Here is a 21,171-nt window from a genome sequence, read left to right on the forward strand (position 1 = left end):
CTCAGCCCCCCAGTCCGCCCGCTCGCCCTTCCCCGGAGGTACCGGCATGTCCCGCACCGTCCCCGCCGACGAGATACGCAGGCCCCCGGCCGCGCAGGACGAGGAGGCGCGACTCCGCGAGCTCGGCTACCAGCCCGTCCTCGCCCGCCGCATGGGCGGCTTCGGCAACTTCGCCATCAGCTTCTCCGTCATCTCCGTCCTCTCCGGCTGCATGACGCTCTACGGATTCGGTCTCGGCACCGGCGGCCCCGCCGTGATGATGTGGGGCTGGGCGGGCGTCGGCCTCTTCGTCCTGTGCGTCGGCCTCGCACTCGCCGAGGTCACCAGCGCCTATCCGACCTCCGGCGCCCTCTACTACATGGCCGACCGGCTCGGCGGTCGACGCTGGGGCTGGTACACCGGCTGGCTGAACCTGCTCGGTCTGCTCGGCGCGATCGCGGGCATCGACTACGGCGCCGCCCTCTTCACCGGAGCCTTCCTCAACCTCCAGTGGGGCATCGTGCCCACGGCTGGCTCCACCTTCCTGATCTTCCTCGTGATCCTGCTGCTGCACGCCGTGCTCAACCTCTTCGGGGTGCACCTGGTCAGCCTGCTCAACTCCATCAGCGTCTGGTGGCACCTGACGGGCGTGGCCGTGATCGTCGGCGCCCTGGCGTTCATCCCCGACCGCCACCAGTCCGCCGAGTTCGTCTTCACCGAGTTCGTCAACGACACGGGCTGGGCGAACCCCTTCTACGTAGCCGCCGTCGGCCTGCTCCTCGCCCAGTACACCTTCTCCGGCTACGACGCCTCCGCCCATCTCTCGGAGGAGACCTCCAACGCCTCGGTCAGCGCGGCCAAGGGCATCGTCCGCGCCATCTGGGTCTCCTGGATCGCGGGCTTCGCACTGCTCGCCGGGCTGACCTTCGCCATCCAGGACTACGCGGGCACGCAGAACAGCGCCACCGGAGTCCCGCCCGCGCAGATCCTGCTCGACGCGCTCGGTTCCGGTGGCGCCACCGTCCTGCTGCTCGTGGTGATCGTGGCCCAACTCTTCTGCGGCAACGCGGAGGTCGCCGCCGCCAGCCGGATGGTCTTCGCCTTCAGCCGCGACAACGCCCTGCCCGGGTCCGCTCTCTGGCGCAAGGTCAGCAGCCGCACGCAGACCCCGGTGCCGGCCGTGTGGCTGTCGGTCGGCTTCGCCGCGCTCCTGGCCGTTCCGTCGCTGTACTCCGCCACCGCCTACGGGGCCGTCACCGCCATCAACGTCATCGGCATCACCCCCGCCTACGCCATTCCGATCTATCTGCGGCTGCGGGCGGGCAAGCGGTTCACTCCGGGCCCGTGGAGCCTGGGCCGCTGGAGCGCCCCCATCGGGTGGATCGCCGTGGTCTGGGTGGCCGTGGTCACCGTGCTGTTCTGCCTGCCGCAGAAGTCCCCGGTGACCATCGACTCCATGAACTACGCGGCCATCGCGCTCGCCGTCGTCCTTCTGCTCGCCAGCGTCTGGTGGTACGTGGCCCGCCGCTCGTACGGCACTCCCTCGGCGTACGGAAGCGCGCGTGAGGAGGCGGAGATCGCGGAGGGCATCGTGTAGGTCCCTTGATTCGCCGTTCCGTTCGGAGCGGGCACGGATCCGGTCGGATCGTCAGCCGCTGAACTCATAGGTCCACGCGGCCCCGTGCGCCGAGAAGTCGATGTCCGTGATCTCCAGCGCGTGTCCGTGCTGGTCGCACACCACCCGGTGGACGACCAGCCGGGCAGTACCGTCCCCGACGCCCCTGGCGGAGGCCGGTGGCACGGCGATCGACTCGCGGCGGGTGAGCCGGAGTCCGGCCTGGTGCATCCAGTGGTAGAGCAGCCGCAGATCGGGCTGGGGCACGGTGTTGCCGCCTCGCCGATAGCGGGCGAGCTGCGGAATCTCGGCGAGCGCGGGCCGGGAGAACCAGGACACCGAACGCTGCAGGGGAGTGCCGCCGGGAGACAGGACGACATGACGGTGGACGAGGGTGGGTTCGCCGGGGACGAGTGCGAGCCGCCCGGCCGTCGCGGCCGGCGGCGCCTCCCAGGAGATCGAGGCGCGTACCAGGGCATCGGCGGCTTCCGTGCCACCGGGAAAGCACTGCCGACGTGACGTCAGGGCCGGTACGCGCGGCCCGTGTTCGTGACTCGCGGCGAAGGTGCCGCGTCGGTCGGTGACGACGAGCCTTTCCTCGCGCAGCAGTTGGAGCGCGCTGCGGACCGTCTGCCGGTTCACGTGGTAGCGGTGCGCGAGGGAGCGCTCGGACGGGAGGCGGCTGCCGGGGGAGATCTGCCGGTCGTCGAGGTCGCTCCGCAGCGCGGCGGCGACCCGCAGGTAGAGCGGGACCGCCGCCTGCTCGGGTTCGGGCTCAGCCATGTTCCAAGCCTCTCTTTGCTCAGCGTGACTGCTCGGGTGACTGCTCCTGAGCCTGACTGCTCAGCGTGACAGTCCGGACCGCGTGGGTGATCAATTCCTATCATTGGTCTAAACCATTAAGGAAGGGGGGTCGAGGGGAGTGGCCGAAATCGGGACCGCCCGAGGTGCGCGCGGCGCCGTCTGACCTTGTAATGAGTGTCGACCGGTTGATGCGGTGGAAGAGGCGGGTGAGGCCGGATGACGACACCGGCGGAGCGGGCCCAGGTCGGCAGAGCGGCCCGCCGAAGCGTGCCACGGTCCTCACACGGCCGCTGGATCCCCTCCTCGCAGCGCCCGGACCCGATGGCCGTGCTGGAGCGGCAGGCCGTCGACCGCGTGCCCGAGCTGGCTCCCATCCGGTACGGCCGGATGGTCGTCTCGCCCTTCGCCTTCCTGCGCGGCGCCGCCGCGGTCATGGCCGCCGACCTCGCCGCCCAGCGCCACACCGGCCTCACGGTCCAGCTCTGTGGCGACGCCCACCTGCTCAACTTCGGCGTCTACGCCTCACCCGAACGGACGCTCCTCTTCGACGTCAACGACTTCGACGAGACCCTCCCCGGGCCGTTCGAATGGGATGTGAAGCGGCTCGCCGCCAGCGTCGCCGTGGCCGCGCTCCAGAACGGCACCACCAAGGCCAAGGCCCACCGGGCGGCCCTCGTCGCCACCGAGTCGTACCGCATCGCCATGGGACGCCTCGCAGAGCTCGGGGAGCTCCCCGTCTGGTACGCCCGGATCGACGCCGACGACCTGACCGCCCTCGTCCGTCCGAAGCGCCGCGCGCGTCTCGAGGACCGCCTCGCCCGCGCCCGGCGCCGCACCAGCCTCCAGGCGCTCACCAAGCTCACCGAGGAGGACGCGCGCGGTGGCCGCCGCATCGTGGAGGACCCGCCGCTGCTCGAACGCGTCACGGACATGGACCGGGTCACCCTCGGCAAGATCTTCAGCGACTACCGCAGCACCCTCTCCGAGGAGCGCCGACGGCTGCTGGACCGGTTCCACTACGTCGAGGCGGCTCGCAAGGTCGTCGGCGTCGGCAGCGTCGGAACCCGCTGCTTCGTTCTCCTCCTCCAAGGGCGCGACGACGGCGACCCGTTGTTTCTCCAGATCAAGGAGGCCGGCCGCTCGGTCCTGGAGCCGTACCTCTCGCCGAGCGAGTACACGCATCAGGGGCAGCGGGTCGTCTGCGGGCAGCGACTCACGCAGGCCGCGAGCGACATCTTCCTGGGCTGGATGACCGGCCCCGAGAAGCGCCACTTCTACTGGCGCCAGCTGCGCGACATGAAGGGCTCGGCCGAGGTGGAGACCATGTCCCCGTCGATGCTCCGTGCGTACGCGGGCCTCTGCGGCCGCGCCCTGGCCCGCGCCCACGCGCGCTCCGGCGACCGCATCGCCATCGCCGCCTACCTCGGCTCCTCGGACGTCTTCGACCGGTCGATCGCCGACTTCGCGATCCGGTACGCGGGCCAGAACGCCGACGACTACGCGGCACTGAGCGCGGCGATCGCCGCCGGCGTGATCACGGCGGCGCCGGGGGTCTGACACCCGCCCGCGCCGCCGCCTTCGTACGCCTTACGCCTCGCGTCGCATGGGCGGCTCGGCCGGGGTCTCCGGGGCCGGAGCGAAGAGCACCGCCCTCGCCACCGCGGGTGCGAACAGCGACGTCATCGGTGACGTCAGGCTCAGCACGGACCGGAACGCCGCGCCCACGACCGGATCCCCCGCGTACCGCTGCTGCAGTCGGCTCATGTACCAGCCCACCGGTTTGTCCAGCGCACGTACACCCGTGGCGTTACCGGTGGCACCCGGCATCGTCTTGTCCGCGCCCGTCGAGATCTCCCATGCCTGCTTCGAGGAGTCGATCAGCGCCTTCTGCACGGCCCGGGTGGTCGCCGTCCGCTTCGGACGGTTCAGCGCCCGGCGCAGCGCGACCGCGTTCATCGCGGCGACCGCCATCCCCTGGCCATAGATCGGGTTGAAGGCGCACAGCGCGTCGCCGGTGGCGAGGAAGCCGGCCGGGCGGCGGCCCGGAAGGTCGTACCGGCGACGGATGTTGGCCGTCTTGCGGAAGCCGAAGACGGCGGACTCCGGCTCGGCCTTCGCCAGCCATTCGCCGATGAGCGAGTGCGGCAGCCGGAGGGCGTACTCCTCGAACGCGGCCTCGTCCGTGGGCGGTTCGTCACCCCGCAGCCCGGACAGCGTCACCATGTACCGGCCCCCGCCGAGCGGCAGCACGCCACCGCCGTACACCTGCTCGGGGTTGGGAAGGATGTAGTAGGCGCGCGCGTCCGAGGCGTCGGAGGTGCTGTTCTGCGGACCCCTGTAGACACGGGTGGAGTACGCGAGCCCCGTGTCGATCGTCTCCTCGTGCGGCGGCTCGGCGCCGATCGCGGCCAGCCAGTCGGCGGCGCCCGTGCCACGGCCCGAGGCGTCCACGACCAGATCGGCCTCCAGGGATCGGGTCTCCTTGGAGGCGCCCGCGCCGCGTTCGCGCAGCAGCACGCCTCGGACCCGCGAGGAGTCGCCGATCAGACCGACCGTCTCGGCCCCCTCGACGGCCTCGATCCGAGGGTCGGCGAGAACGCGTCGGCGTACCAGCCATTCGAGCTGCGCGCGGGGGCCCGAGGAGATGGTGGACGTGGCGGGAATCCGCCGGATCCACCGGCCGTTCTGCCACTGCACCATGTCCTCGGGCATACCCACGAGAGGTGCGCCCAGCTCGCCGAGCTCCTTCATGAACCCCGGCAACAGCTCGTCCAGCGCGTGCTGTCCACCCTCGACCAGCACATGCGTGTGCCGGGACTGCGGTACGCCCGGCCGGGCGTCCGGTCCCTCGGGGAAGCGGTCGCGCTCGACGACCGTCACCCTCTCCGCATGCTCGCTGAGCACCCGCGCCGCCAGCAGGCCCGCGAGACTTCCCCCGATGACCACCGCGTGACGTGTCCCGCGGTGCCCCAACTCGTCGGCCATCCCCGCCCCTTCCCCGAAGTGGATCTCCTACTGAGCAGTATCCACGGTCTCGCGGGGCACGTCGCGTGCGCCGAGGCGGAGATGCTCGATGTGGTAGACGGCCTCGTCGAGGAGTTGGGCGACATGGTTGTCGTAGAGGCTGTACTCGATCCGCCGGCCCTGTCGGACCCCGGTGACGAGCCCCAACGCGCGGAGCAGGCGCAGCTGGTGGGAGACGGCCGACTGTTCCATGTCGACGGCCTCGGCGAGTTCGGTCACTCCGCACGGACCCTGGCGCAGCTTGGTGAGGATCATCAGTCGCGAGGGCGTGGCGAGGGCCTGGAGGGTGGCGGCGATGGTGGCCGCGGACTCCGCGTCCAGGTGGGTTGCCGGGGTTGTCTCGCCGTTCACGCCGTGTCCCATGCGCTCATCGTAGCGGCGGCGATAAACTGACGAATGAAGACCTCTTCATGTATTCCGCTATGGTGATGGCCTCCGCCCGACGTCCCGATCGAAGAGGTGCCCACCCATGGCTTCCCCGGTGCTCGACGCCCGGACCGCCGCCGCCGCGGACAAGGCCCCGCAGCCTTCCCGCCGCACGCGTGCGTCCGCCCTGCCCGAGGTCCGCTGGGCCGCGCTGTCCGCCCTCGCCTTCCTCCTCGCCCTGCCGCTGGACCTGACCGGCGCCCCCGCCTGGGCCTGGGGGCCGCTCTACGCGGTCGCCTACGTCGCCGGAGGCTGGGAGCCCGGGTGGGCGGGGCTCCAGGCACTGCGCGACAAGTCCCTCGACGTCGACCTGCTCATGGTGGTCGCCGCCATCGGCGCGGCTGCGATCGGCCAGTACCTCGACGGCGGACTCCTCATCGTCATCTTCGCCGTCTCCGGCGCCCTGGAAGCGCTCGCCACCCGCCGCACCGCGGACTCCGTACGCGGCCTGCTCGACCTGGCGCCCGCGAAGGCGGTACGGCTGACGGGCGGGGCCGAGGAGCCGGTGGACGTGGCCGACTTGCGGATCGGCGACACCGTTCTCGTACGGCCGGGGGAGCGGCTGCCCGCCGACGGCACAGTGCTCGACGGCGCGAGCGACGTCGACCAGGCGACCATCACCGGAGAGTCGCTGCCCGCCGCCAAGTCGCCCGGCGACGAGGTCTTCGCCGGCACCCTCAACGGAACCGGCGCCCTGCGCGTACGGGTGGACAAGGACGCGGCCGACTCCGTCATCGCCCGGATCGTCGCCCTCGTCGAGGAGGCCAGCGCCACCAAGGCGCCCACCCAGCTCTTCATCGAGAAGATCGAGCAGCGCTACTCCGTCGGCGTCGTCGTCGCCACCCTGGCGCTGTTCACGATCCCGCTCGCGCTCGGCGCCGACTTCACCGGCGCGCTGCTCCGCGCCATGACCTTCATGATCGTGGCCTCGCCCTGCGCGGTCGTCCTCGCCACCATGCCGCCGCTGCTCTCCGCGATCGCCACCGCCGGCCGCCACGGCGTCCTGGTCAAGTCCGCGGTCGTGATGGAGCGCCTGGGCGCTGTCGACCGGGTCGCGCTCGACAAGACCGGCACCCTGACCGAGGGCACGCCCCGGGTGACCCGCGTCGAGGGTGACCCGGAGGCGCTCGCCCTCGCCGCCGCGGCCGAGCGGCCCAGCGAGCACCCCGTGGCCCGCGCGGTGGTCGCCGCGGCCCGCGCGCGGGGTCTGTCCGTCCCCGAGGCGAGCGACTTCGTCTCGGTGCCCGGTGAGGGCGTACGGGCCGTGGTCGAGGGCCGCGAGGTACGCGTCCGGCGCGCGAACGGTGAGCACGCCGACACCACCGTCGAGGTCGTCGTCGACGGCACGCGGGTCGCCGTCCTCGAACTCTCCGACCGGCTCCGCGACGGCGCGCCCGAGGCGGTGGCCGCCCTCACTCGCCTCACCGGTACCACCCCCACCCTCCTGACCGGTGACAACGCCGGGGCGGCGGGCCGGATCGCCGAGCAGACGGGGATCATCGACGTACGCGCGGGGCTGCTGCCGCAGGACAAGGTCGAGGCCGTACGGGAGTGGGAGCGGGCCGGTTCGAAGGTCCTGGTGGTCGGCGACGGCGTCAACGACGCGCCCGCCCTCGCCGCCGCCCACAGCGGCATCGCCATGGGCCGGGCCGGCTCCGACCTGGCCCTGGAGACCGCCGACGCGGTCGTCGTGCGCGACGAGCTCGCGACCGTCCCCGCGGTCCTGGCCCTCTCGCGCCGCGCCCGCCGACTGGTGGTCCAGAACCTGGTGATCGCGGGCACCTGCATCGGCGCCCTGGTGATCTGGGACCTGGCCGGCCACCTCCCCCTGCCACTCGGCGTGGCCGGCCACGAGGGCTCCACGGTCCTGGTGGGCCTCAACGGCCTACGCCTCCTCCGCGAAGCGGCCTGGCGGAAGGCGGCGGCGGGGGAGTGAGCGGGACGCCGACGGGCGCGCCCCGCGGGTGCTCGGGGGCCGGGTGAGCCGGAACGCTGCCCAGGCCGGCCGCCCGCGCACCCCGACCAGGGCCGCCGCCCCGGATGAGGTGCTCCGCTCGCGGTCGGTCGCACTCCGGGTGACGATGGCCGGACGGAGACGTCTCCCGACGTCCCCGCGGCCCAGGCGCGCACCGAAGTGCGGCCGGCCGACCAGCCGGCCGGCCTCCGGTACCGCCGTGACCTGCCACGGCTTCCGCCCAAGCACTCCGAAAGGTCGGCTCCCATGCAACCCGCGCTCAGCAGCGACGTGCTCGCGAAACTGCGTCAGCCCCGTCCCTATCCGGCCGTGTCCCTGCTCATGCCGACACACCGCCGCGAGCCCGACAACACCCAGGATCCCGTTCGGCTCCGCAATCTCCTGGCCCAGGCCGGGGAGCTGCTCCAGGCGGACCCGGCGGTGACCCGCGAGCGGCGTGCGGACGTGCTGAGCCAGCTGGAGCAGGCCCTCGCGGAGGTGGACCTCGTTCACGCCGAGGACGGTCTCGTGATCTACGCGGCGCCCGGGGAACACCAGGTCTGGTCCGTGGCCCGCTCCGTGCCCGAGCGCGTCGTGATCGCCGACACCTTCCTCACCCGTAACCTCGTCGCCGCCCACGCGGCCGAGCAGCCCTTCTGGGCGCTCGCCGTGGCCGCCGACCGGGTGTCGCTGTGGGACGGGGACGCGGAGCACGTCACCGAACACACCGAGAACGGCTTTCCGCTGACGCGGAGCCTGGAGGACCCGGACGCGGAGCGCAAGGAGCGCATCGGCGACATGCCGAGCACGTTCCGCGACGAACAGGCCCGCCAGTTCATGCGTCAGGCGCACGAGGCGCTGCGCAGGGTGCTCAGCTCCTCCCCGCGGCCGCTGTACGTGCTCGGTGAGGCCGCGGCGGTGTCCCTCCTGGAGGAGATCGGTCCGCTCGGCAAGGACACGACGATCGTCCAGCGCGGTGGGCTGGCCGCCGGTCCGGCCGCTCAGGTGTGGCAGGCGCTCGAGCCCATGCGTACGGACAAGGCCACGGCGGAGAAGGCGGCGGTCGTCTCCGAACTGGACGCGGCACAGGGCAGACGGGAGTTCGCCGGAGGGCTCGACGAGGCGTGGAAGGCCGCGAAGGAAGGCCGTATCCGGCTGCTGGCGGTGGAGGAGCACTTCCAGGCGATCGTCCGCGACTACGGCGACCATCTGGAGCCGGCCGAGGCGGCCGACCTCGACTCGCGCGACGACATCGTGGACGAGATCGTCGAGCAGGCCCTGCAGACAGGGGCGGAAGTGCGCTTCGTACCCGACGACACGCTGTCCGGCGCGGGCCGGATCGCCGGCGTGCTGCGCTACTGACCACGGAGGCAGAGATGTCAGAACTCATCGTCATCGGCTACGAAGAGCGCTCGGTCGCGAACAGGGCCTTCAAAACGGTTCAGGAGCTGGAGAAGGCCCACGTGGTCGCGCTCGGCGGACTCGCGGTCGTCTCCGTGGACCTGGAGGGCGAGATTCATGTCGACACGCCCAAGAAGAGCGAGAAGACGGCCATCTCGGCCACGGCGGGGGCTCTCTGGGGCCTGGTCTTCGGAATCGTGGTCCTCACTCCCGGGCTCGGCGTGGTGGGTGCCGCCATCGGGGGACTGATCGGCAAGCTGAGTCAGATGGGGATCGACAAGGGGTTCCGGGAGAAGGTCCAGTCCCTTCTCGAGCCCGGCTCCTCCGCCGTGGTGATCATGGCGTCGGAGATGAACGACGAGAAGTTCGCCGCCGCCATGCAGGGTTACGGCGGAACGGTCCTCAAGACCTCGCTCGCGCCGGAGGACGAGAAGGAGCTCGTGGACCAGCTGGCCGGCGACGCCGAGTAGGAGGACGCGGCGCGGGACGACGATCAGGAGCGGAGGTCGGCACGCCGCCTCATCGAGCGCGTGCCTCAGCGCTCCAGTTCATCGAGCGCGTGCGTCAGCCACTCGACCCAGAACCGCTCCAGGTCGATCCCGCCCCGCAGCACCAGATGCCGCAGCCGGTCCGGCTCGGTCTCCCGGCGCGCGGGCGGGAAGTCCCGCGCCTCGATCGCCAGGTACTCCTCCAACTGGCCGCGGTGCAGGTCGAGATGGCGGCCGAGCTCCTCCCGCATGCCCGGCGCCCCGACCACCGCGGCGGCCCGCATCCGCAGCAGCAGCGCGGCCCGCATCGGCTTGGGGTCCTCGCTCCGCGCCACCCACTCGGTCAGCTCCTCGCGGCCCGCGGGCAGGACCTCGTACTCCTTCTTCTGGCCACGCGCCGGCACCGAGGAGGGCAGGGCACGGATGTGCCCCGCCTGCTCCAGCTTGCCCAGCTCGCGGTAGATCTGCTGATGCGTGGCCGACCAGAAGTAGCCGATCGACTTGTCGAAGCGACGCGTCAGCTCGAGGCCGGAGGACGGCTTCTCGAGCAGCGCGGTCAGGATCGCGTGCGGGAGGGACATGCACGCATCCTAGGAGTGGCCGGCCACGGTGATCACAGGGTGGCCGCCAGTCGCGTGCCCTGGTCGATGGCGCGCTTGGCGTCCAGCTCGGCGGCCACGTCGGCGCCGCCGATGAGGTGCGCGGTGCGGCCCGCGGCGACCAGCTCCTCGTAGAGGCCCCGGCGCGGCTCCTGGCCGGTGCACAGGACGATCGTGTCCACCGGCACGGTCTGCGGCTCGCCGTCGATCGTGAGGTGCAGACCCTCGTCGTCGATCCGCTCGTAGGACGCGCCCGCGACCATCGTGACGCCCCGGTGCTTCATCTCCGCGCGGTGGATCCAGCCGGTGGTCTTGCCGAGGCCCGCGCCGACCTTCGTGGACTTGCGCTGGAGCAGGTGCACCTGGCGCGGCGGCTTCGGCCGCTCGGGGGCGCGCAGTCCGCCCCGCGTCTCGTACGAGGTGTCGACACCCCACTGCTTGAAGTACGTCTCGGGGTCCTGGCTCGCGCCCTCGCCGCCGTCGGTGAGGAACTCGGCGACGTCGAAGCCGATGCCGCCGGCTCCGATGATCGCGACCCGCTCGCCGACCGGCGCACCGTCCCGCAGGACATCGAGGTAGCTGACGACGCTGGGGTGGTCGACGCCCTCGATCGCCGGGGTGCGCGGGGTGACGCCGGTGGCGACGACCACCTCGTCGTAGCCGTCCAGGTCCCCGGCCGCGACCGGGGTGTTCAGCCGGACCTCGACGCCGCGCTCGTCGAGCTGCGTACGGAAGTAGCGGATGGTCTCGTCGAACTCCTCCTTGCCCGGCACCCGCTTGGCGATGTTCAGCTGGCCGCCGATCTCGCTCGCGGCGTCGAACAGGGTGACGGAGTGGCCGCGTTCGGCGGCGGATACGGAGAACGCGAGTCCGGCCGGGCCCGCGCCGACGACCGCGATCCGCTTGGCGCGCCGGGTGGGGGAGAGGACCAGTTCCGTCTCGTGGCAGGCGCGCGGGTTCACCAGGCAGGAGGTGATCTTCAGGCTGAAGGTGTGGTCCAGGCAGGCCTGGTTGCAGCCGATGCAGGTGTTGATGGTGTCGGCGCGGTCGGCGGCGGCCTTGGCGACGAACTCGGGGTCGGCCAGGAAGGGGCGGGCCATGGAGACGATGTCCGCGCGGCCCTCGGCGAGGATCTGCTCGGCGACCTCGGGGGTGTTGATGCGGTTGCTGGTGACGAGCGGGATGCTCACCGCGCCCATCAGCTTCTTGGTGACCCAGGTGTACGCGCCACGCGGCACCGAGGTCGCGATGGTGGGGATGCGGGCCTCGTGCCAGCCGATGCCGGTGTTGATGATGGTGGCGCCGGCGGCCTCGATCTCCTTGGCGAGCGCGACGACCTCCTCCAGCGTGGAACCGCCCGGGACGAGGTCGAGCATCGAGAGGCGGTAGACGAGGATGAAGTCCTCGCCGACCCGCTCGCGGATGCGCCGGACGATCTCCAGCGGGAAGCGGACCCGGTTCTCGTAGCTGCCGCCCCAGCGGTCGGTGCGCTGGTTGGTGGCGGCCGCGATGAACTCGTTGATCAGGTAGCCCTCGGAGCCCATCACCTCGACACCGTCGTACCCGGCCGCCTTGGCCAGCTCGGCGCAGCGGGCGTAGTCCTCGACCGTCTGCTCGACCTCGGCGTCGGTGAGCTCGTTGGGGACGAAGGGGCTGATCGGCGCCTGGATCGCGCTGGGGGCGACGAGAGCGGGGTGGTAGGCGTACCGGCCGAAGTGGAGGATCTGCATGGCGATCCGGCCGCCCTCGGCGTGCACGGCCTCGGTGATGAGCCTGTGCTCGGCCACCTCGTCCTCGGTGCTGAGCTTGGCGCCGCCGTCCCAGGGGCGGCCGGCCTCGTTCGGGGCGATGCCGCCGGTCACGATCAGCCCGACGCCGCCGCGGGCGCGCTCGGCGTAGAACGCGGCCATGCGCTCGAAGCCGTTCTCGGTCTCCTCGAGGCCGACGTGCATGGAACCCATGAGCACCCGGTTCGGCAGGGTGGTGAACCCGAGGTCGAGCGGGCTCAGCAGGTGCGGGTACGGGGTGGTCATGGGGGCGCCTCCTCGCGCAGTGTCGTCGTGACTGTTGTAGACGACCCGAGGGACGTTGTGCAACAAGTTGCATAAGCGGGGGAGGGTGATCTGCGCGACGTTGCGCACCACGGCCCCCTGGCGGGGATCCGCCAGGGGGCCGTCGTGGTGCCTCGAACGCCTCAGGCGCCTCCCGCGCCCGGAGCGCCCAGGTGCCCAAGGTGCCTCCGGTGCGCGGGGTGCTCCAGCTGCGTTTGGTGCCTCGGATCCCTCCTGCGTCTCACGCCCCTCGCGGAGCCGTGACCCAGGCGTCCAGATCCTCCGCCGTGCGCGGTCCCTCCACGTCCGCGCCGAGCAGGCCGTGCGCGCGCAGCAGCCGCGTCACCGCCATGCCCCACGGGCGACGCAGGCGCGCCGCGTCGAGGAGCTCGTCGTCGGCGAGCAGCTCCTCGATCGGGCCCGTCCGCAGCCCCTGGGGGGAGAGCACCGCGGCCTCGTCCGCCCAGCGCAGCGCCAGATCGACATCGTGCGTCGCCATGACCACCGTCGTACCGGAGTCCCGCAGCCGCCCGAGCACCTCGAGCAGGCGCTCCTGCCCGTGCGGGTCGAGCCCGGCCGTCGGCTCGTCCATGATGAGGACCCGCGGCCGCATCGCCACGGCTCCCGCGATCGCCGCCCGCTTCCGCTGCCCGTAGGAGAGCAGATGGGTGGGCCGGTCCTCCAGGGCCACGATGTCCAGCGCCTCCAGAGCCTCGCGGACCCGGAGCCGAACCTCCTCCTCCGGAAGTCCCAGATTCATCGGCCCGAACGACACGTCCTGTCCGACCGAGGCCGCGAAGAGCTGGTCGTCCGGGTCCTGGACGACCAGCTGCACCGTCGTCCGCAGCCGGGTCAGCCCCTTCCGGTCGTACGACACCTCCTCACCGTCCAGCCGGAGCGCTCCGGCGCTGCCGCGCAGACCCCCGCTGAGCAGCCGCAGAAGCGTCGTCTTGCCGCCGCCGTTGCGCCCGAGGAGAGCCATCGCCCGGCCCTCCGGCACGGCGAAGTCGATGCCGTCGAGGACGACCGGCCCGTCCTCGTAGGCGAACGTGGCCTTCACCAGTTCCACGACAGGCGGTGCAGGGCTCACGGCAGGGACCTTTCCAGTACGAGAGTGAGCGCGACGAGACCGGCCAGGAGGCCGGCCGTCGACGCGAGGAACCGGGCCGAGACCGCGGCCTGGGGCACCAGGACCCGCAGGGTCCCGTCGTACCCCCGCCCGGCGAGCCCGGTCTGCAGGCGCTGCGCACGGTCGAAGGCGCGGACGAACGCGGTCGCGCCGAGCCCCGCGAGCGAGCGCCAGGTCGCCGCCCGGGTGGTGAGCCCGAGCCGGGCCGCCTGCGCCTGCCGGATCTTGGATATCGCGTCCAGCAGCAGGAAGCTGATCCGGTACATCACCAGCGCCACGTCCACCACGGGAGCCGGTACCCCGGCCCGTACGAGACGCGGCAGCACGTCCGAGACGGGTGTGGTGAACGCGAACAGCAGCACGCCCAGGGAGGCGGCCGAGGTCCGCAGCAGCAACTCGCCCGCGTGCACCGGACCGTCCGGCGCGAGGGCGACGATCCCCCGTCCTCCGCCGACCTCGAACAGGAGCGGGATCGCGCCCGTCACACAGAACCCGAGGGGGATCCGGAACGCCCGCCACAGCTGACGCCCCGGCACCCCGGCGGGGCCGAGGAGCACGGCGAGCGTGGCCGCCGCGACGAGCACGGCGCCCGGCCAGGGCGGCAGACAGACCGCGCACAGGGTCAGGCCGAACCCGAGCACGGCTTTCTCGCAGGGGTGACGGCGGCGCCAGCGACTGCTGTGCGCCGCCGCGTCGATCGGCAGCATCGGCGTCTACTCGTCGCCGGTGGTGACCAGCGGTTCCTTCGCCGCCAGGGCGCGCGCCTCACCCTGCCTGCGACCGCGCCGCAGCCCGAAGTAGTAGGCCAGCACGCCGGCGCCGAGCGCCGCCTGGAGCGAGAACAGCGCCGACTCGATCTCGCCGGACGGCGGCTCGTACAGCGGGCTGAACCACGGCTCGTAGTCGGGAGCGATCTCCGTGATCGCCGCCTCCGCCTCGCCGTCGGCCCCGGTGAAGGGCTCCTCCTTGTGGTCGCCGAGCCCCAGCACCAGCGGGAGCACCGCGAGCGCCGCGACGACGAGCAGGAGCAGTGTGTTGATCTTCGCGTTCCGGCTCATCAGGCGCTCGCCTCCGCGTTCTCGTTCTTCTTCCGGGACGGGAGCAGGACACCGAGGCGGGTCAGTTCCCCCTTGCTGGACTGCGTGAGCAGCCGCATCACGAGAACCGTGAGCAGCCCCTCGCTGACGGCGAGCGGCAGCTGGGTCACGGCGAAGATCCCGCCGAACTTGGCCAGCGCGCCGAGCACACCGCTGCCCGGGTCCGGGAAGGCCAGCGCGAGCTGCACGCTGGTGACGCAGTAGGTGGAGATGTCGGCGACGAACGCGCCGAAGAACACGCTCACCATCAGCGGCACGTTGGACCGGCGCAGCAGCCAGTACGTGCCGAAGCCGGCCCATGGGCCGACGATCGCCATCGAGAAGACGTTGGCTCCGAGCGTCGTGAGCCCGCCGTGGGCGAGCAGCAACGCCTGGAAGAGCAGCGTGATCGTGCCCAGGACCGCCATCACCGGCGGCCGGAACAGGATCGCGCCGAGGCCCGTACCGGTGGGGTGCGAGCAACTGCCCGTCACCGACGGGATCTTGAGCGCGGACAGGACGAACGTGAACGCACCGGACGCACCGAGCAGCAGGGTGGACTCGGGGTTGGCCTTGACCTCACGGGTCAGCGCGCGAACACCGTGGACAACGAAGGGAGCGGACGCGACGCCCCAGGCGGCCGCGTGCACAGGGGGCAGATACCCCTCGGCTATATGCATGGTTGGGAGACCCTCTCCAGCACCTCGTGGATGGACAACGCACCTTGGCCGGTCTCCTGGCTGACGGGTCATGCCGCCGCGGCTCCGCCTTCCCAAACCGCCGCGGTCTCCCGCGGTGGTCCAGTGGCTTCCCCGGAGGGATGGAGCCGGACTTCCCGATCACAGTGGCGAGGGCCGCACCGGTACCGCACCGGTTTCCCGTACACCAAGGCGCTGTGACAGTAGTGGGTTGACCAGGTACATCACAACACGGAGGCCCTTCCGGACGGTGTGTGACAGGTCTCGCGCGCGCCCCCCTCTCACTCCTTTCGGTACGTGTACGCCTCCGATGCCGCGGCCACCACGGCGTCCAGATCGCCGCCCGCGCTCGCCGTGACGAGGGCGGCGACGGCGCCCTCGACGAACGGGGCGTCCACCAGCCGGGCGCCCTCCGGCAGCTCGTCCTCCTCCGCGAGGAGCGCCTTGACCGTCAGTACGGCGCTGCCGAGGTCGACGAGCAGCGCCACTCCGGCGCCCCGGTCGACCTCGTGTGCCGCCGCGACGATCAGGTCCGAGCTGGTGCCGAGGCCGCCGGCCGGTGTGCCGCCCGCGGGGGCGATCGGCGCGGTCGCCCCGCCGCCCGCGAGACCCCGGGCCAGCACGGTGACGGCGGCGGCCACCTCCGCGCTGTGCGAGACCAGGACGATTCCGACCTGCGCGGTCATGCGGCCGCCACCTCGGCGAGGGCGGCGATCAGCAGCGCGGACGAGGTGGCCCCCGGGTCCTGGTGGCCGATGGAACGCTCGCCGAGATAGCTCGCCCTGCCCTTGCGCGCCTGGAGCGGGACGGTCGCGAGGGCGCCCCGCTCGGCAGCCTCCCGGGCCGCCGCGAAGGACTCGCCGAGCCCCTCGGCCGCGGGGACGAGCGCGTCCAGCATCGTCTTGTCGCCGACCTGGGCCCCGCCGAGCTGCCCGACCGCGGCCACTCCCGCGGCGAGCGCCGCGGCCAGCTCCTGCCGCGTCACGGTCGGCTCCTCGCCGAGACTCTTGCCCGTCCGGCGCAGCAGCGTCCCGTACAGCGGCCCGGACGCACCGCCCACGGTGGAGATCAACTGCCGCCCGGCGGCGACGAGTACGGCCCCCGGTGTCGCGGGCGGCTCCTTCTCCAGCACGACCGTCACGGCGGCGAACCCCCGCTTCAGATTGACCCCGTGATCGGCGTCGCCGATCGCCGAGTCGAGCTCGGTGAGGCGGTCGGCCTCACGGTCGACGGCGGCCGCGGCGATGGTCAGCCAGCGAAGGAAGAACGCGGCGTCGAACTCGTTCACCTCGGACACCCCTCTCACCGGCCCCAGCGCAGGGCGGGCGTCTGCACGGGCGCGTCCCACAGCCGCAGCATCTCCTCGTCGGCCTCGCACAAGGTGACCGAACAGCCGGCCATGTCGAGGGAGGTGACGTAATTGCCGACCAGGGTCCGGGCGACCGGCACCGCGCGTTCGGTCAGGACGCGCTGGACCTCGGCGTTGAAGCCGTACAGTTCGAGCAGCGGAGTGGCGCCCATGCCGTTGACCAGGGCGAGGACCGGACCGGACGGCCGTAGATCGTCCAGTACGGCATCGACGGCGAAGTCCGCGATCTCCCGCGAGGTCATCATCGACCGCCGCTCGCGCCCCGGCTCTCCATGGATTCCGACGCCCAACTCCAGCTCACCGGCGGGCAGTTCAAAGGTCGGGCTGCCCTTGGCGGGCGTGGTGCACGCGCTCAGGGCCACGCCGAAACTCCGCGACCGTTCGTTCACCCGCCGCGCGATCGCCTCCACCCGCTCCAGCGGCGCGCCCTCCTCCGCGGCGGCCCCGGCGATCTTCTCCACGAACAGCGTGGCCCCGGTCCCGCGCCGCCCGGCGGTGTACAGACTGTCCGTCACCGCCACGTCGTCGTCGACGAGCACCTTGGCGATCTGGATGCCCTCGTCCTCGGCGAGCTCGGCGGCCATCTCGAAGTTGAGGACGTCCCCGGTGTAGTTCTTGACGACGAAAAGGACCCCGGCCCCGCTGTCGACCGCGGCGGCGGCGCGCACCATCTGATCGGGCACCGGTGACGTGAAGATCTCCCCGGGGCATGCGGCCGCCAACATCCCGGGCCCCACGAACCCCCCGTGCAACGGCTCATGACCGGACCCGCCCCCCGACACCAGCCCGACCTTGCCGTCCATGGGCGCGTCCCGCCGCAGCACGACGCGATGCTCGACATCGACGGTGAGTTCGGGATGCGCGGCGGCCATCCCCCGCAGCGCATCGGTGACCACGGTCTCCGGGACGTTGATCAGCATCCTCATGGTTACCTCCTGATGAGACTAGCGAACAGGTCACTGAGCATGGTTTTTGCAGGTCAGAGCCAGTGAGGCAAGTTGTTGATCTTGGCGGGCCGTGGCGGCGGGGGGCGGTTCTGTGCGGTACTGATGCTGACTGAATGCCGACCTTCCTGATGATGTATCAGGTTCGGGTTGCGTGAACGAGCTTTGCGAATGCGCATCATGGCGCAATTATCGACGCGAGGTCGCATGGGCGCACCGGTGCGTCGTGGGCCGGATCCGCGGTCCTGGTCGGTGGAACGCCCAGGGAATGATCGCCTCCACGTGGTCCTGCGGCAAGCACGACGATGGGTTGTGTCTTTCCGTGTGAACCATCGTCGGAATCGACCCGAGACGAGGCACCTGCACCTGGCAGGGGAGCGCCTGTTCTGTCCAGATGGTCTTGCTGCTCTCGCTGAAGCGGACGCCCCAGCTCTGGGAGAGTTCGGTGCAGATGAGCAGACCGCGGCCGCGGTCTGCTGGACGGTGCCGCCGTGGTGCAGGCTCCGCGCAACCTTCGGAACGCGGAGTGGCCCGCGTGAGAATCCGGGGATTCTCGCGCGGGCCGGGAGGCCTGGAACCGGACGTCGGCCGGTCAGCTGCCGGAGGAGGCGAGGTACTCGGCGACGGCGGGCACCTCAGTACCGTCCTGAACCTGCTTCAGGCCTCCGGGCACACCCGCGGCGGGCTGCACGATGTACGTCTTGGTGCTGGATGCCCTGGCCGGGTCGGAGAAGGTCTGCGGTTCGTGGAAGCCCTCGGAGTACGAGGTGAGGGTACGGAGTGCGGCGGTGATCACTCGGCCGGATTCCGGAGCCCTTCCCATGAGAGAAGCCGAGGCCCAGGCGTCTGGGATCGGGTGCCACTGAACGGGTCAGTGCGTCGCGGTCAGTCGTCTTCCGGGATGGACGGAGCTGTGTAGGCGATGTCGAGGACGTACTTTTCAGGGGTGGGGCACTGTGCCCAGGCCTGCGCGATGCGTTCGAGGCTCCAGGCGTCACCGATCTGCTGCAGGGTTCGGATGTATTACTGATCGTTTCAGAATGCCGTCCTGCGGAGACGCTGGCAGCCCATGGAACAATCCCTTCAGCCACTGGCTCAGGGGGGATGGCGCAGTATGGAACGGGTTGGGGATGCACGGGACCTCGTGCTTGGTTACGTCGACGCCCTGAACTCAGTTGACGAGGCCACGAGGGCGGCAATCCCGTCGCTTGAGCGACTCGCAGATGTCCTCGACTTGGTCCGTTCGCGCCAGATCCTCAGCCGGAGTGGGCGCATCGGCACCTACTCCTACACGGTTCATGGGGCAGGGTGCCGCTTCGTCAGCGACAACGGCACCGAGGTCGATGTCGACTTCGCAGCCGACGGGAGCGAAATCTTCGACCTCTGGCGGCTGCGCTGGTACGGGCTGAGCCTGCCGGAGCCTCTTGACGTCACGGATCAGGACCTGCGGATAGCGGTGCGGTCCTTGCAACCGCTTCTGACCGAGGTGCGACCGGGGTGGTTCAGCGTAGCCAGCTGATCGCTTCAGGAAGAGGTGCGCAGGCGGCGGAGGCAGGTGAGGCAGCAGGCCAGGTCGAGCAGGCCCTGGTGGAGGTCAGCTCGTCGTTCGTAGCGGGTGCGGAGCCGTTTGAACTGATGCAGCCAGGCGAAGGCGCGCTCGACGACCCAACGGACCTTGCCCAGCCCGGAGCCGTGGGCGACACCGCGTCGGGCGATCATCGGCTTGATGCCCCGCTTCCACAGCAGGCGGCGGTACTTGTCGAAGTCGTAGCCCCGGTCCGCGTACAGACGCCGGGGCCTGCGGCGGGGGCGCCCCCGCAGACCCCGGATCGACGGGACGGCGTCGAGTAGCGGCAGGAGCTGGGTCACGTCGTGCCGGTTGCCGCCGGTGAGTGTGACGGCAAGCGGAGTTCCGTGGCGGTCGACGATCAGATGGTGTTTGGAGCCGGGACGGGATCGGTCGACGGGCGAGGGGCCAACGTGATCCCCCCTTTGAGAGCCCGGACGTGCGACCCGTCCACCGCGCAGTCGTCCAAGTCCAGCAGATCGGCGCGGCGCAACTCGGTCAGCAGGGCGGCGTGCAAGCGGGGCCATACGCCGGCCTCGGTCCAGCCTCGTACCCTTCGCCAGGCTGTGACTCCGGAGCAGCCCACAATCTCGGCGGGCACGTCGCGCCACGCGACACCGGTCCGCAACACGTACATGACGCCTGCGAGGGCCGCCCTGTCCGGAACGCGCAACCGCCCCGGGGTAGCGGCGGCGCCGTTCGGGAGCGGGCGGAAGAAGCGGGGCCACTCGCTCCCACAGGTCATCCGGAACAAGATCAGCACGCACGCGGACACCCTGTCGGCCAAGATCGACATGCGCAAGACCTGAGGCTCAACTGAATTGCTCAGGAAGGTTGTTGGCTGTAGATCTTGCGCCACTGGTCAGCGGTGCCCCGCTCGCTCATCCCGGCGGTCCGATAGACGCCGAGAGCGCCGACTGAGTTGTGGGTGTCGACGTCGACGCCCACGCTGTGATGGCCACGGTCCCGGAGGAGCCGGAAGACGGTGCTCAACAGCTGGGTGCCGATGCCGCGGCCGCGGTGGGCATCGAGAACTCCGAGCCAGGCGATCCATGCGCGCTCCGACGGGTCGCGAGCGATGACAGCACCCGCACAGACCCCATCGACCTCGGCCAGCCACCATAGGGCCGCGTCGTAGCCGTCGCGCTGTTGCTGGTCACGGTCGAACTGGGCGAAGGTACGCCGCCGGTGGTTCCAGTGCCCGGCCAATGCGTCCTCCAATACGGAGTGGACGGCGCGCCGGTCCTGGTCATCGGCAGCGAAGCGCAGTCGCACACCGAGGGGTGACTGAGCCGGTTCGGGGAACTCGGTGGTGTCCAGGTCGATGCTGAGGCGCGTGTAGCGGTGCACGATGCTCCAGCCCTCGGCGGTCACGAGGTCATGGGCCGGGCAGTTGGGCAGCTGAAACATGGTCACGGGAGTGTCGCCGTGTGGCGCGTCCCGTAGCACCCACTCGTCGAGCAGGTGCAGCAGTGCTCGGGCCGTGTCCGTAGTGCCGTCTGCCGACGCAAGGACCAGATGCGCCCGGAGTTGGCCAGCCTGCGGTGCCGGATGCAGTGCGACGAAGCCGCTCAGCCGACCATCCTTCGACTCCACGACCATCGTCCGCGACGCCATTTCCAGGCCGGGGCTCGCGAGCAGGTCACGCACGTCTGCTCGCGTCGTCGTTTGACGCCCGATTGCAGCGTGCTCGGCTCGGCCGAAGAGATCGAAGATCGCCTCGATGTCAGACTCGTTGACGGCTCTGCTATGCACACGGGCACCGTTGCAGGAACGTGCAGTTGTTCACAACCAATATTTGTCGGTGACCACCTCGGGGACCCGACGCAACATCGCCCACGGCTCCGCACCCGCTACGAACGACACGCCGACCTCCACCAGAGCATGCTCGAACTGGCCTGCTGCCTCATCTGCCTCCGTCGCCTGCGCACCTCATTCTGAAACGATCAGTTAGCTTGTTCTTTAACATCTGGACCTGTCAGTGCCTGGTTCTATCCTCCGCTGAACGTCACGGATGGACTGGGAGTCAGGCTGTGCAGATCGCAGG

The 21,171-nt window shown here is 70.9% G+C and carries 20 protein-coding genes, 2 pseudogenes and 1 riboswitch; of the genes and pseudogenes, 7 read left to right on the forward strand and 15 right to left on the reverse strand.

All coding sequences use genetic code 11. From position 1 onward, the window contains the following. Window positions 1-46: 46 nt before the first annotated feature. Window positions 47-1,576 (forward strand): amino acid permease, encoded by a 1,530-nt coding sequence (locus ACFQ7Q_RS28545; protein ID WP_383560007.1) that lies wholly within the window; start codon window positions 47-49, stop codon window positions 1,574-1,576. A 51-nt stretch (window positions 1,577-1,627) separates the two neighbouring features. Here ACFQ7Q_RS28545 and ACFQ7Q_RS28550 read toward each other — a convergent pair whose 3' ends face one another. Beyond that, entirely contained in the window at window positions 1,628-2,377 is a 750-nt protein-coding gene (locus ACFQ7Q_RS28550) for a GntR family transcriptional regulator (RefSeq protein ID WP_383560009.1), read from the reverse strand. 237 nt (window positions 2,378-2,614) lie between these two features. On the opposite strand from ACFQ7Q_RS28550, the gene ACFQ7Q_RS28555 reads away from it, so the two are divergent. Continuing rightward, window positions 2,615-3,955 (forward strand): DUF2252 domain-containing protein, encoded by a 1,341-nt coding sequence (locus tag ACFQ7Q_RS28555; RefSeq protein WP_383560010.1) that lies wholly within the window; start codon window positions 2,615-2,617, stop codon window positions 3,953-3,955. 30 nt (window positions 3,956-3,985) lie between these two features. On the opposite strand, the gene ACFQ7Q_RS28560 is transcribed toward ACFQ7Q_RS28555, so the two are convergent. Together ACFQ7Q_RS28560 and ACFQ7Q_RS28565 are read right to left on the reverse strand one after the other, a co-directional pair. After that, a complete protein-coding gene (locus ACFQ7Q_RS28560) occupies window positions 3,986-5,383 on the reverse strand; it encodes an FAD-dependent oxidoreductase (RefSeq protein WP_383560011.1) in 1,398 nt (465 codons plus the stop codon). 27 nt (window positions 5,384-5,410) lie between these two features. Further along, on the reverse strand, window positions 5,411-5,785 hold the full coding sequence (locus tag ACFQ7Q_RS28565) for an ArsR/SmtB family transcription factor (RefSeq protein ID WP_383560012.1): 375 nt from the start codon (window positions 5,783-5,785) through the stop codon (window positions 5,411-5,413). 106 nt (window positions 5,786-5,891) lie between these two features. On the opposite strand from ACFQ7Q_RS28565, the gene ACFQ7Q_RS28570 reads away from it, so the two are divergent. From ACFQ7Q_RS28570 to ACFQ7Q_RS28580, 3 genes are all read left to right on the forward strand, one after another. After that, entirely contained in the window at window positions 5,892-7,784 is a 1,893-nt protein-coding gene (locus ACFQ7Q_RS28570) for a heavy metal translocating P-type ATPase (RefSeq protein WP_383560014.1), read from the forward strand. Window positions 7,785-8,069: 285 nt separating this feature from the next. Beyond that, complete coding sequence (locus ACFQ7Q_RS28575) at window positions 8,070-9,164, forward strand: chemotaxis protein (RefSeq protein ID WP_383560016.1); 1,095 nt, start codon at window positions 8,070-8,072, stop codon at window positions 9,162-9,164. 14 nt (window positions 9,165-9,178) lie between these two features. Then, a complete protein-coding gene (locus tag ACFQ7Q_RS28580; protein WP_383560018.1) occupies window positions 9,179-9,673 on the forward strand; it encodes a DUF1269 domain-containing protein in 495 nt (164 codons plus the stop codon). Between the two features lie 65 nt (window positions 9,674-9,738). Here the strand turns inward: ACFQ7Q_RS28580 and ACFQ7Q_RS28585 are convergent, their stop codons facing one another. The 10 genes from ACFQ7Q_RS28585 to ACFQ7Q_RS28630 form a co-directional block, all read right to left on the reverse strand. After that, window positions 9,739-10,272 carry a PadR family transcriptional regulator gene (locus tag ACFQ7Q_RS28585; RefSeq protein WP_383560021.1) on the reverse strand — a complete coding sequence of 178 codons (534 nt, stop codon included), beginning with the start codon at window positions 10,270-10,272 and terminating at the stop codon, window positions 9,739-9,741. A 32-nt stretch (window positions 10,273-10,304) separates the two neighbouring features. Next, window positions 10,305-12,323, reverse strand: a complete 2,019-nt coding sequence (locus tag ACFQ7Q_RS28590; protein WP_383560022.1) for an FAD-dependent oxidoreductase — start codon at window positions 12,321-12,323, stop codon at window positions 10,305-10,307. A 259-nt stretch (window positions 12,324-12,582) separates the two neighbouring features. Next, on the reverse strand, window positions 12,583-13,431 hold the full coding sequence (locus ACFQ7Q_RS28595) for an ATP-binding cassette domain-containing protein (protein ID WP_383560024.1): 849 nt from the start codon (window positions 13,429-13,431) through the stop codon (window positions 12,583-12,585). Continuing rightward, entirely contained in the window at window positions 13,428-14,177 is a 750-nt protein-coding gene (cbiQ, locus tag ACFQ7Q_RS28600; RefSeq protein ID WP_383560026.1) for a cobalt ECF transporter T component CbiQ, read from the reverse strand. The genes ACFQ7Q_RS28595 and cbiQ overlap by 4 nt, the downstream gene beginning before the upstream one ends. A 6-nt stretch (window positions 14,178-14,183) precedes the next feature. After that, window positions 14,184-14,528, reverse strand: a complete 345-nt coding sequence (locus ACFQ7Q_RS28605) for an energy-coupling factor ABC transporter substrate-binding protein (protein WP_383560027.1) — start codon at window positions 14,526-14,528, stop codon at window positions 14,184-14,186. Further along, complete coding sequence (locus ACFQ7Q_RS28610) at window positions 14,528-15,226, reverse strand: energy-coupling factor ABC transporter permease (protein WP_383560029.1); 699 nt, start codon at window positions 15,224-15,226, stop codon at window positions 14,528-14,530. The genes ACFQ7Q_RS28605 and ACFQ7Q_RS28610 overlap by 1 nt, the downstream gene beginning before the upstream one ends. A 28-nt stretch (window positions 15,227-15,254) precedes the next feature. Continuing rightward, window positions 15,255-15,479, reverse strand: a riboswitch (cobalamin riboswitch). A 46-nt stretch (window positions 15,480-15,525) separates the two neighbouring features. Next, complete coding sequence (locus ACFQ7Q_RS28615; RefSeq protein ID WP_383560031.1) at window positions 15,526-15,930, reverse strand: PTS-dependent dihydroxyacetone kinase phosphotransferase subunit DhaM; 405 nt, start codon at window positions 15,928-15,930, stop codon at window positions 15,526-15,528. After that, window positions 15,927-16,532, reverse strand: a complete 606-nt coding sequence (gene dhaL, locus ACFQ7Q_RS28620; RefSeq protein WP_383560033.1) for a dihydroxyacetone kinase subunit DhaL — start codon at window positions 16,530-16,532, stop codon at window positions 15,927-15,929. The genes ACFQ7Q_RS28615 and dhaL overlap by 4 nt, the downstream gene beginning before the upstream one ends. A 14-nt stretch (window positions 16,533-16,546) precedes the next feature. Further along, window positions 16,547-17,539, reverse strand: coding sequence for a dihydroxyacetone kinase subunit DhaK (gene dhaK / locus ACFQ7Q_RS28625; RefSeq protein WP_383560035.1), 993 nt, complete (start codon window positions 17,537-17,539; stop codon window positions 16,547-16,549). A 610-nt stretch (window positions 17,540-18,149) separates the two neighbouring features. Further along, entirely contained in the window at window positions 18,150-18,380 is a 231-nt protein-coding gene (locus ACFQ7Q_RS28630; protein ID WP_383560036.1) for a hypothetical protein, read from the reverse strand. A 246-nt stretch (window positions 18,381-18,626) separates the two neighbouring features. Between ACFQ7Q_RS28630 and ACFQ7Q_RS28635 the strand changes: the two genes are divergently transcribed. Beyond that, on the forward strand, window positions 18,627-19,076 hold the full coding sequence (locus ACFQ7Q_RS28635) for a DUF6896 domain-containing protein (protein WP_383560038.1): 450 nt from the start codon (window positions 18,627-18,629) through the stop codon (window positions 19,074-19,076). Between the two features lie 5 nt (window positions 19,077-19,081). Here ACFQ7Q_RS28635 and ACFQ7Q_RS28640 read toward each other — a convergent pair. Both ACFQ7Q_RS28640 and ACFQ7Q_RS28645 read right to left on the reverse strand, forming a co-directional pair. Beyond that, window positions 19,082-19,891: pseudogene (locus ACFQ7Q_RS28640) on the reverse strand (IS5 family transposase). Between the two features lie 58 nt (window positions 19,892-19,949). Beyond that, window positions 19,950-20,879 (reverse strand): GNAT family N-acetyltransferase, encoded by a 930-nt coding sequence (locus ACFQ7Q_RS28645; RefSeq protein ID WP_383560039.1) that lies wholly within the window; start codon window positions 20,877-20,879, stop codon window positions 19,950-19,952. Window positions 20,880-20,963: 84 nt separating this feature from the next. Here ACFQ7Q_RS28645 and ACFQ7Q_RS28650 point away from each other — a divergent pair. After that, a pseudogene (locus ACFQ7Q_RS28650) lies at window positions 20,964-21,065 on the forward strand (IS5/IS1182 family transposase); the annotation flags it as partial. Window positions 21,066-21,171 lie beyond the last annotated feature (106 nt).

Source organism: Streptomyces sp. NPDC056527, assembly GCF_042794475.1.
Classification (GTDB): Bacteria; Actinomycetota; Actinomycetes; order Streptomycetales; family Streptomycetaceae; genus Streptomyces.

Excerpts from the sequence above, each read along its gene's own strand:
- ACFQ7Q_RS28545 (WP_383560007.1), top strand. The coding sequence starts at position 47 with ATGTCCCGCACCGTCCCCGCCGACGAGATACGCAGGCCCCCGGCCGCG.
- ACFQ7Q_RS28550 (WP_383560009.1), bottom strand. The coding sequence starts at position 2,377 with ATGGCTGAGCCCGAACCCGAGCAGGCGGCGGTCCCGCTCTACCTGCGG.
- ACFQ7Q_RS28555 (WP_383560010.1), top strand. The coding sequence starts at position 2,615 with ATGACGACACCGGCGGAGCGGGCCCAGGTCGGCAGAGCGGCCCGCCGA.
- ACFQ7Q_RS28560 (WP_383560011.1), bottom strand. The coding sequence starts at position 5,383 with ATGGCCGACGAGTTGGGGCACCGCGGGACACGTCACGCGGTGGTCATC.
- ACFQ7Q_RS28565 (WP_383560012.1), bottom strand. The coding sequence starts at position 5,785 with ATGGGACACGGCGTGAACGGCGAGACAACCCCGGCAACCCACCTGGAC.
- ACFQ7Q_RS28570 (WP_383560014.1), top strand. The coding sequence starts at position 5,892 with ATGGCTTCCCCGGTGCTCGACGCCCGGACCGCCGCCGCCGCGGACAAG.
- ACFQ7Q_RS28575 (WP_383560016.1), top strand. The coding sequence starts at position 8,070 with ATGCAACCCGCGCTCAGCAGCGACGTGCTCGCGAAACTGCGTCAGCCC.
- ACFQ7Q_RS28580 (WP_383560018.1), top strand. The coding sequence starts at position 9,179 with ATGTCAGAACTCATCGTCATCGGCTACGAAGAGCGCTCGGTCGCGAAC.
- ACFQ7Q_RS28585 (WP_383560021.1), bottom strand. The coding sequence starts at position 10,272 with ATGTCCCTCCCGCACGCGATCCTGACCGCGCTGCTCGAGAAGCCGTCC.
- ACFQ7Q_RS28590 (WP_383560022.1), bottom strand. The coding sequence starts at position 12,323 with ATGACCACCCCGTACCCGCACCTGCTGAGCCCGCTCGACCTCGGGTTC.
- cbiQ (WP_383560026.1), bottom strand. The coding sequence starts at position 14,177 with ATGCTGCCGATCGACGCGGCGGCGCACAGCAGTCGCTGGCGCCGCCGT.
- ACFQ7Q_RS28605 (WP_383560027.1), bottom strand. The coding sequence starts at position 14,528 with ATGAGCCGGAACGCGAAGATCAACACACTGCTCCTGCTCGTCGTCGCG.
- ACFQ7Q_RS28610 (WP_383560029.1), bottom strand. The coding sequence starts at position 15,226 with ATGCATATAGCCGAGGGGTATCTGCCCCCTGTGCACGCGGCCGCCTGG.
- ACFQ7Q_RS28615 (WP_383560031.1), bottom strand. The coding sequence starts at position 15,930 with ATGACCGCGCAGGTCGGAATCGTCCTGGTCTCGCACAGCGCGGAGGTG.
- dhaK (WP_383560035.1), bottom strand. The coding sequence starts at position 17,539 with ATGAGGATGCTGATCAACGTCCCGGAGACCGTGGTCACCGATGCGCTG.
- ACFQ7Q_RS28630 (WP_383560036.1), bottom strand. The coding sequence starts at position 18,380 with ATGGGAAGGGCTCCGGAATCCGGCCGAGTGATCACCGCCGCACTCCGT.
- ACFQ7Q_RS28635 (WP_383560038.1), top strand. The coding sequence starts at position 18,627 with ATGGAACAATCCCTTCAGCCACTGGCTCAGGGGGGATGGCGCAGTATG.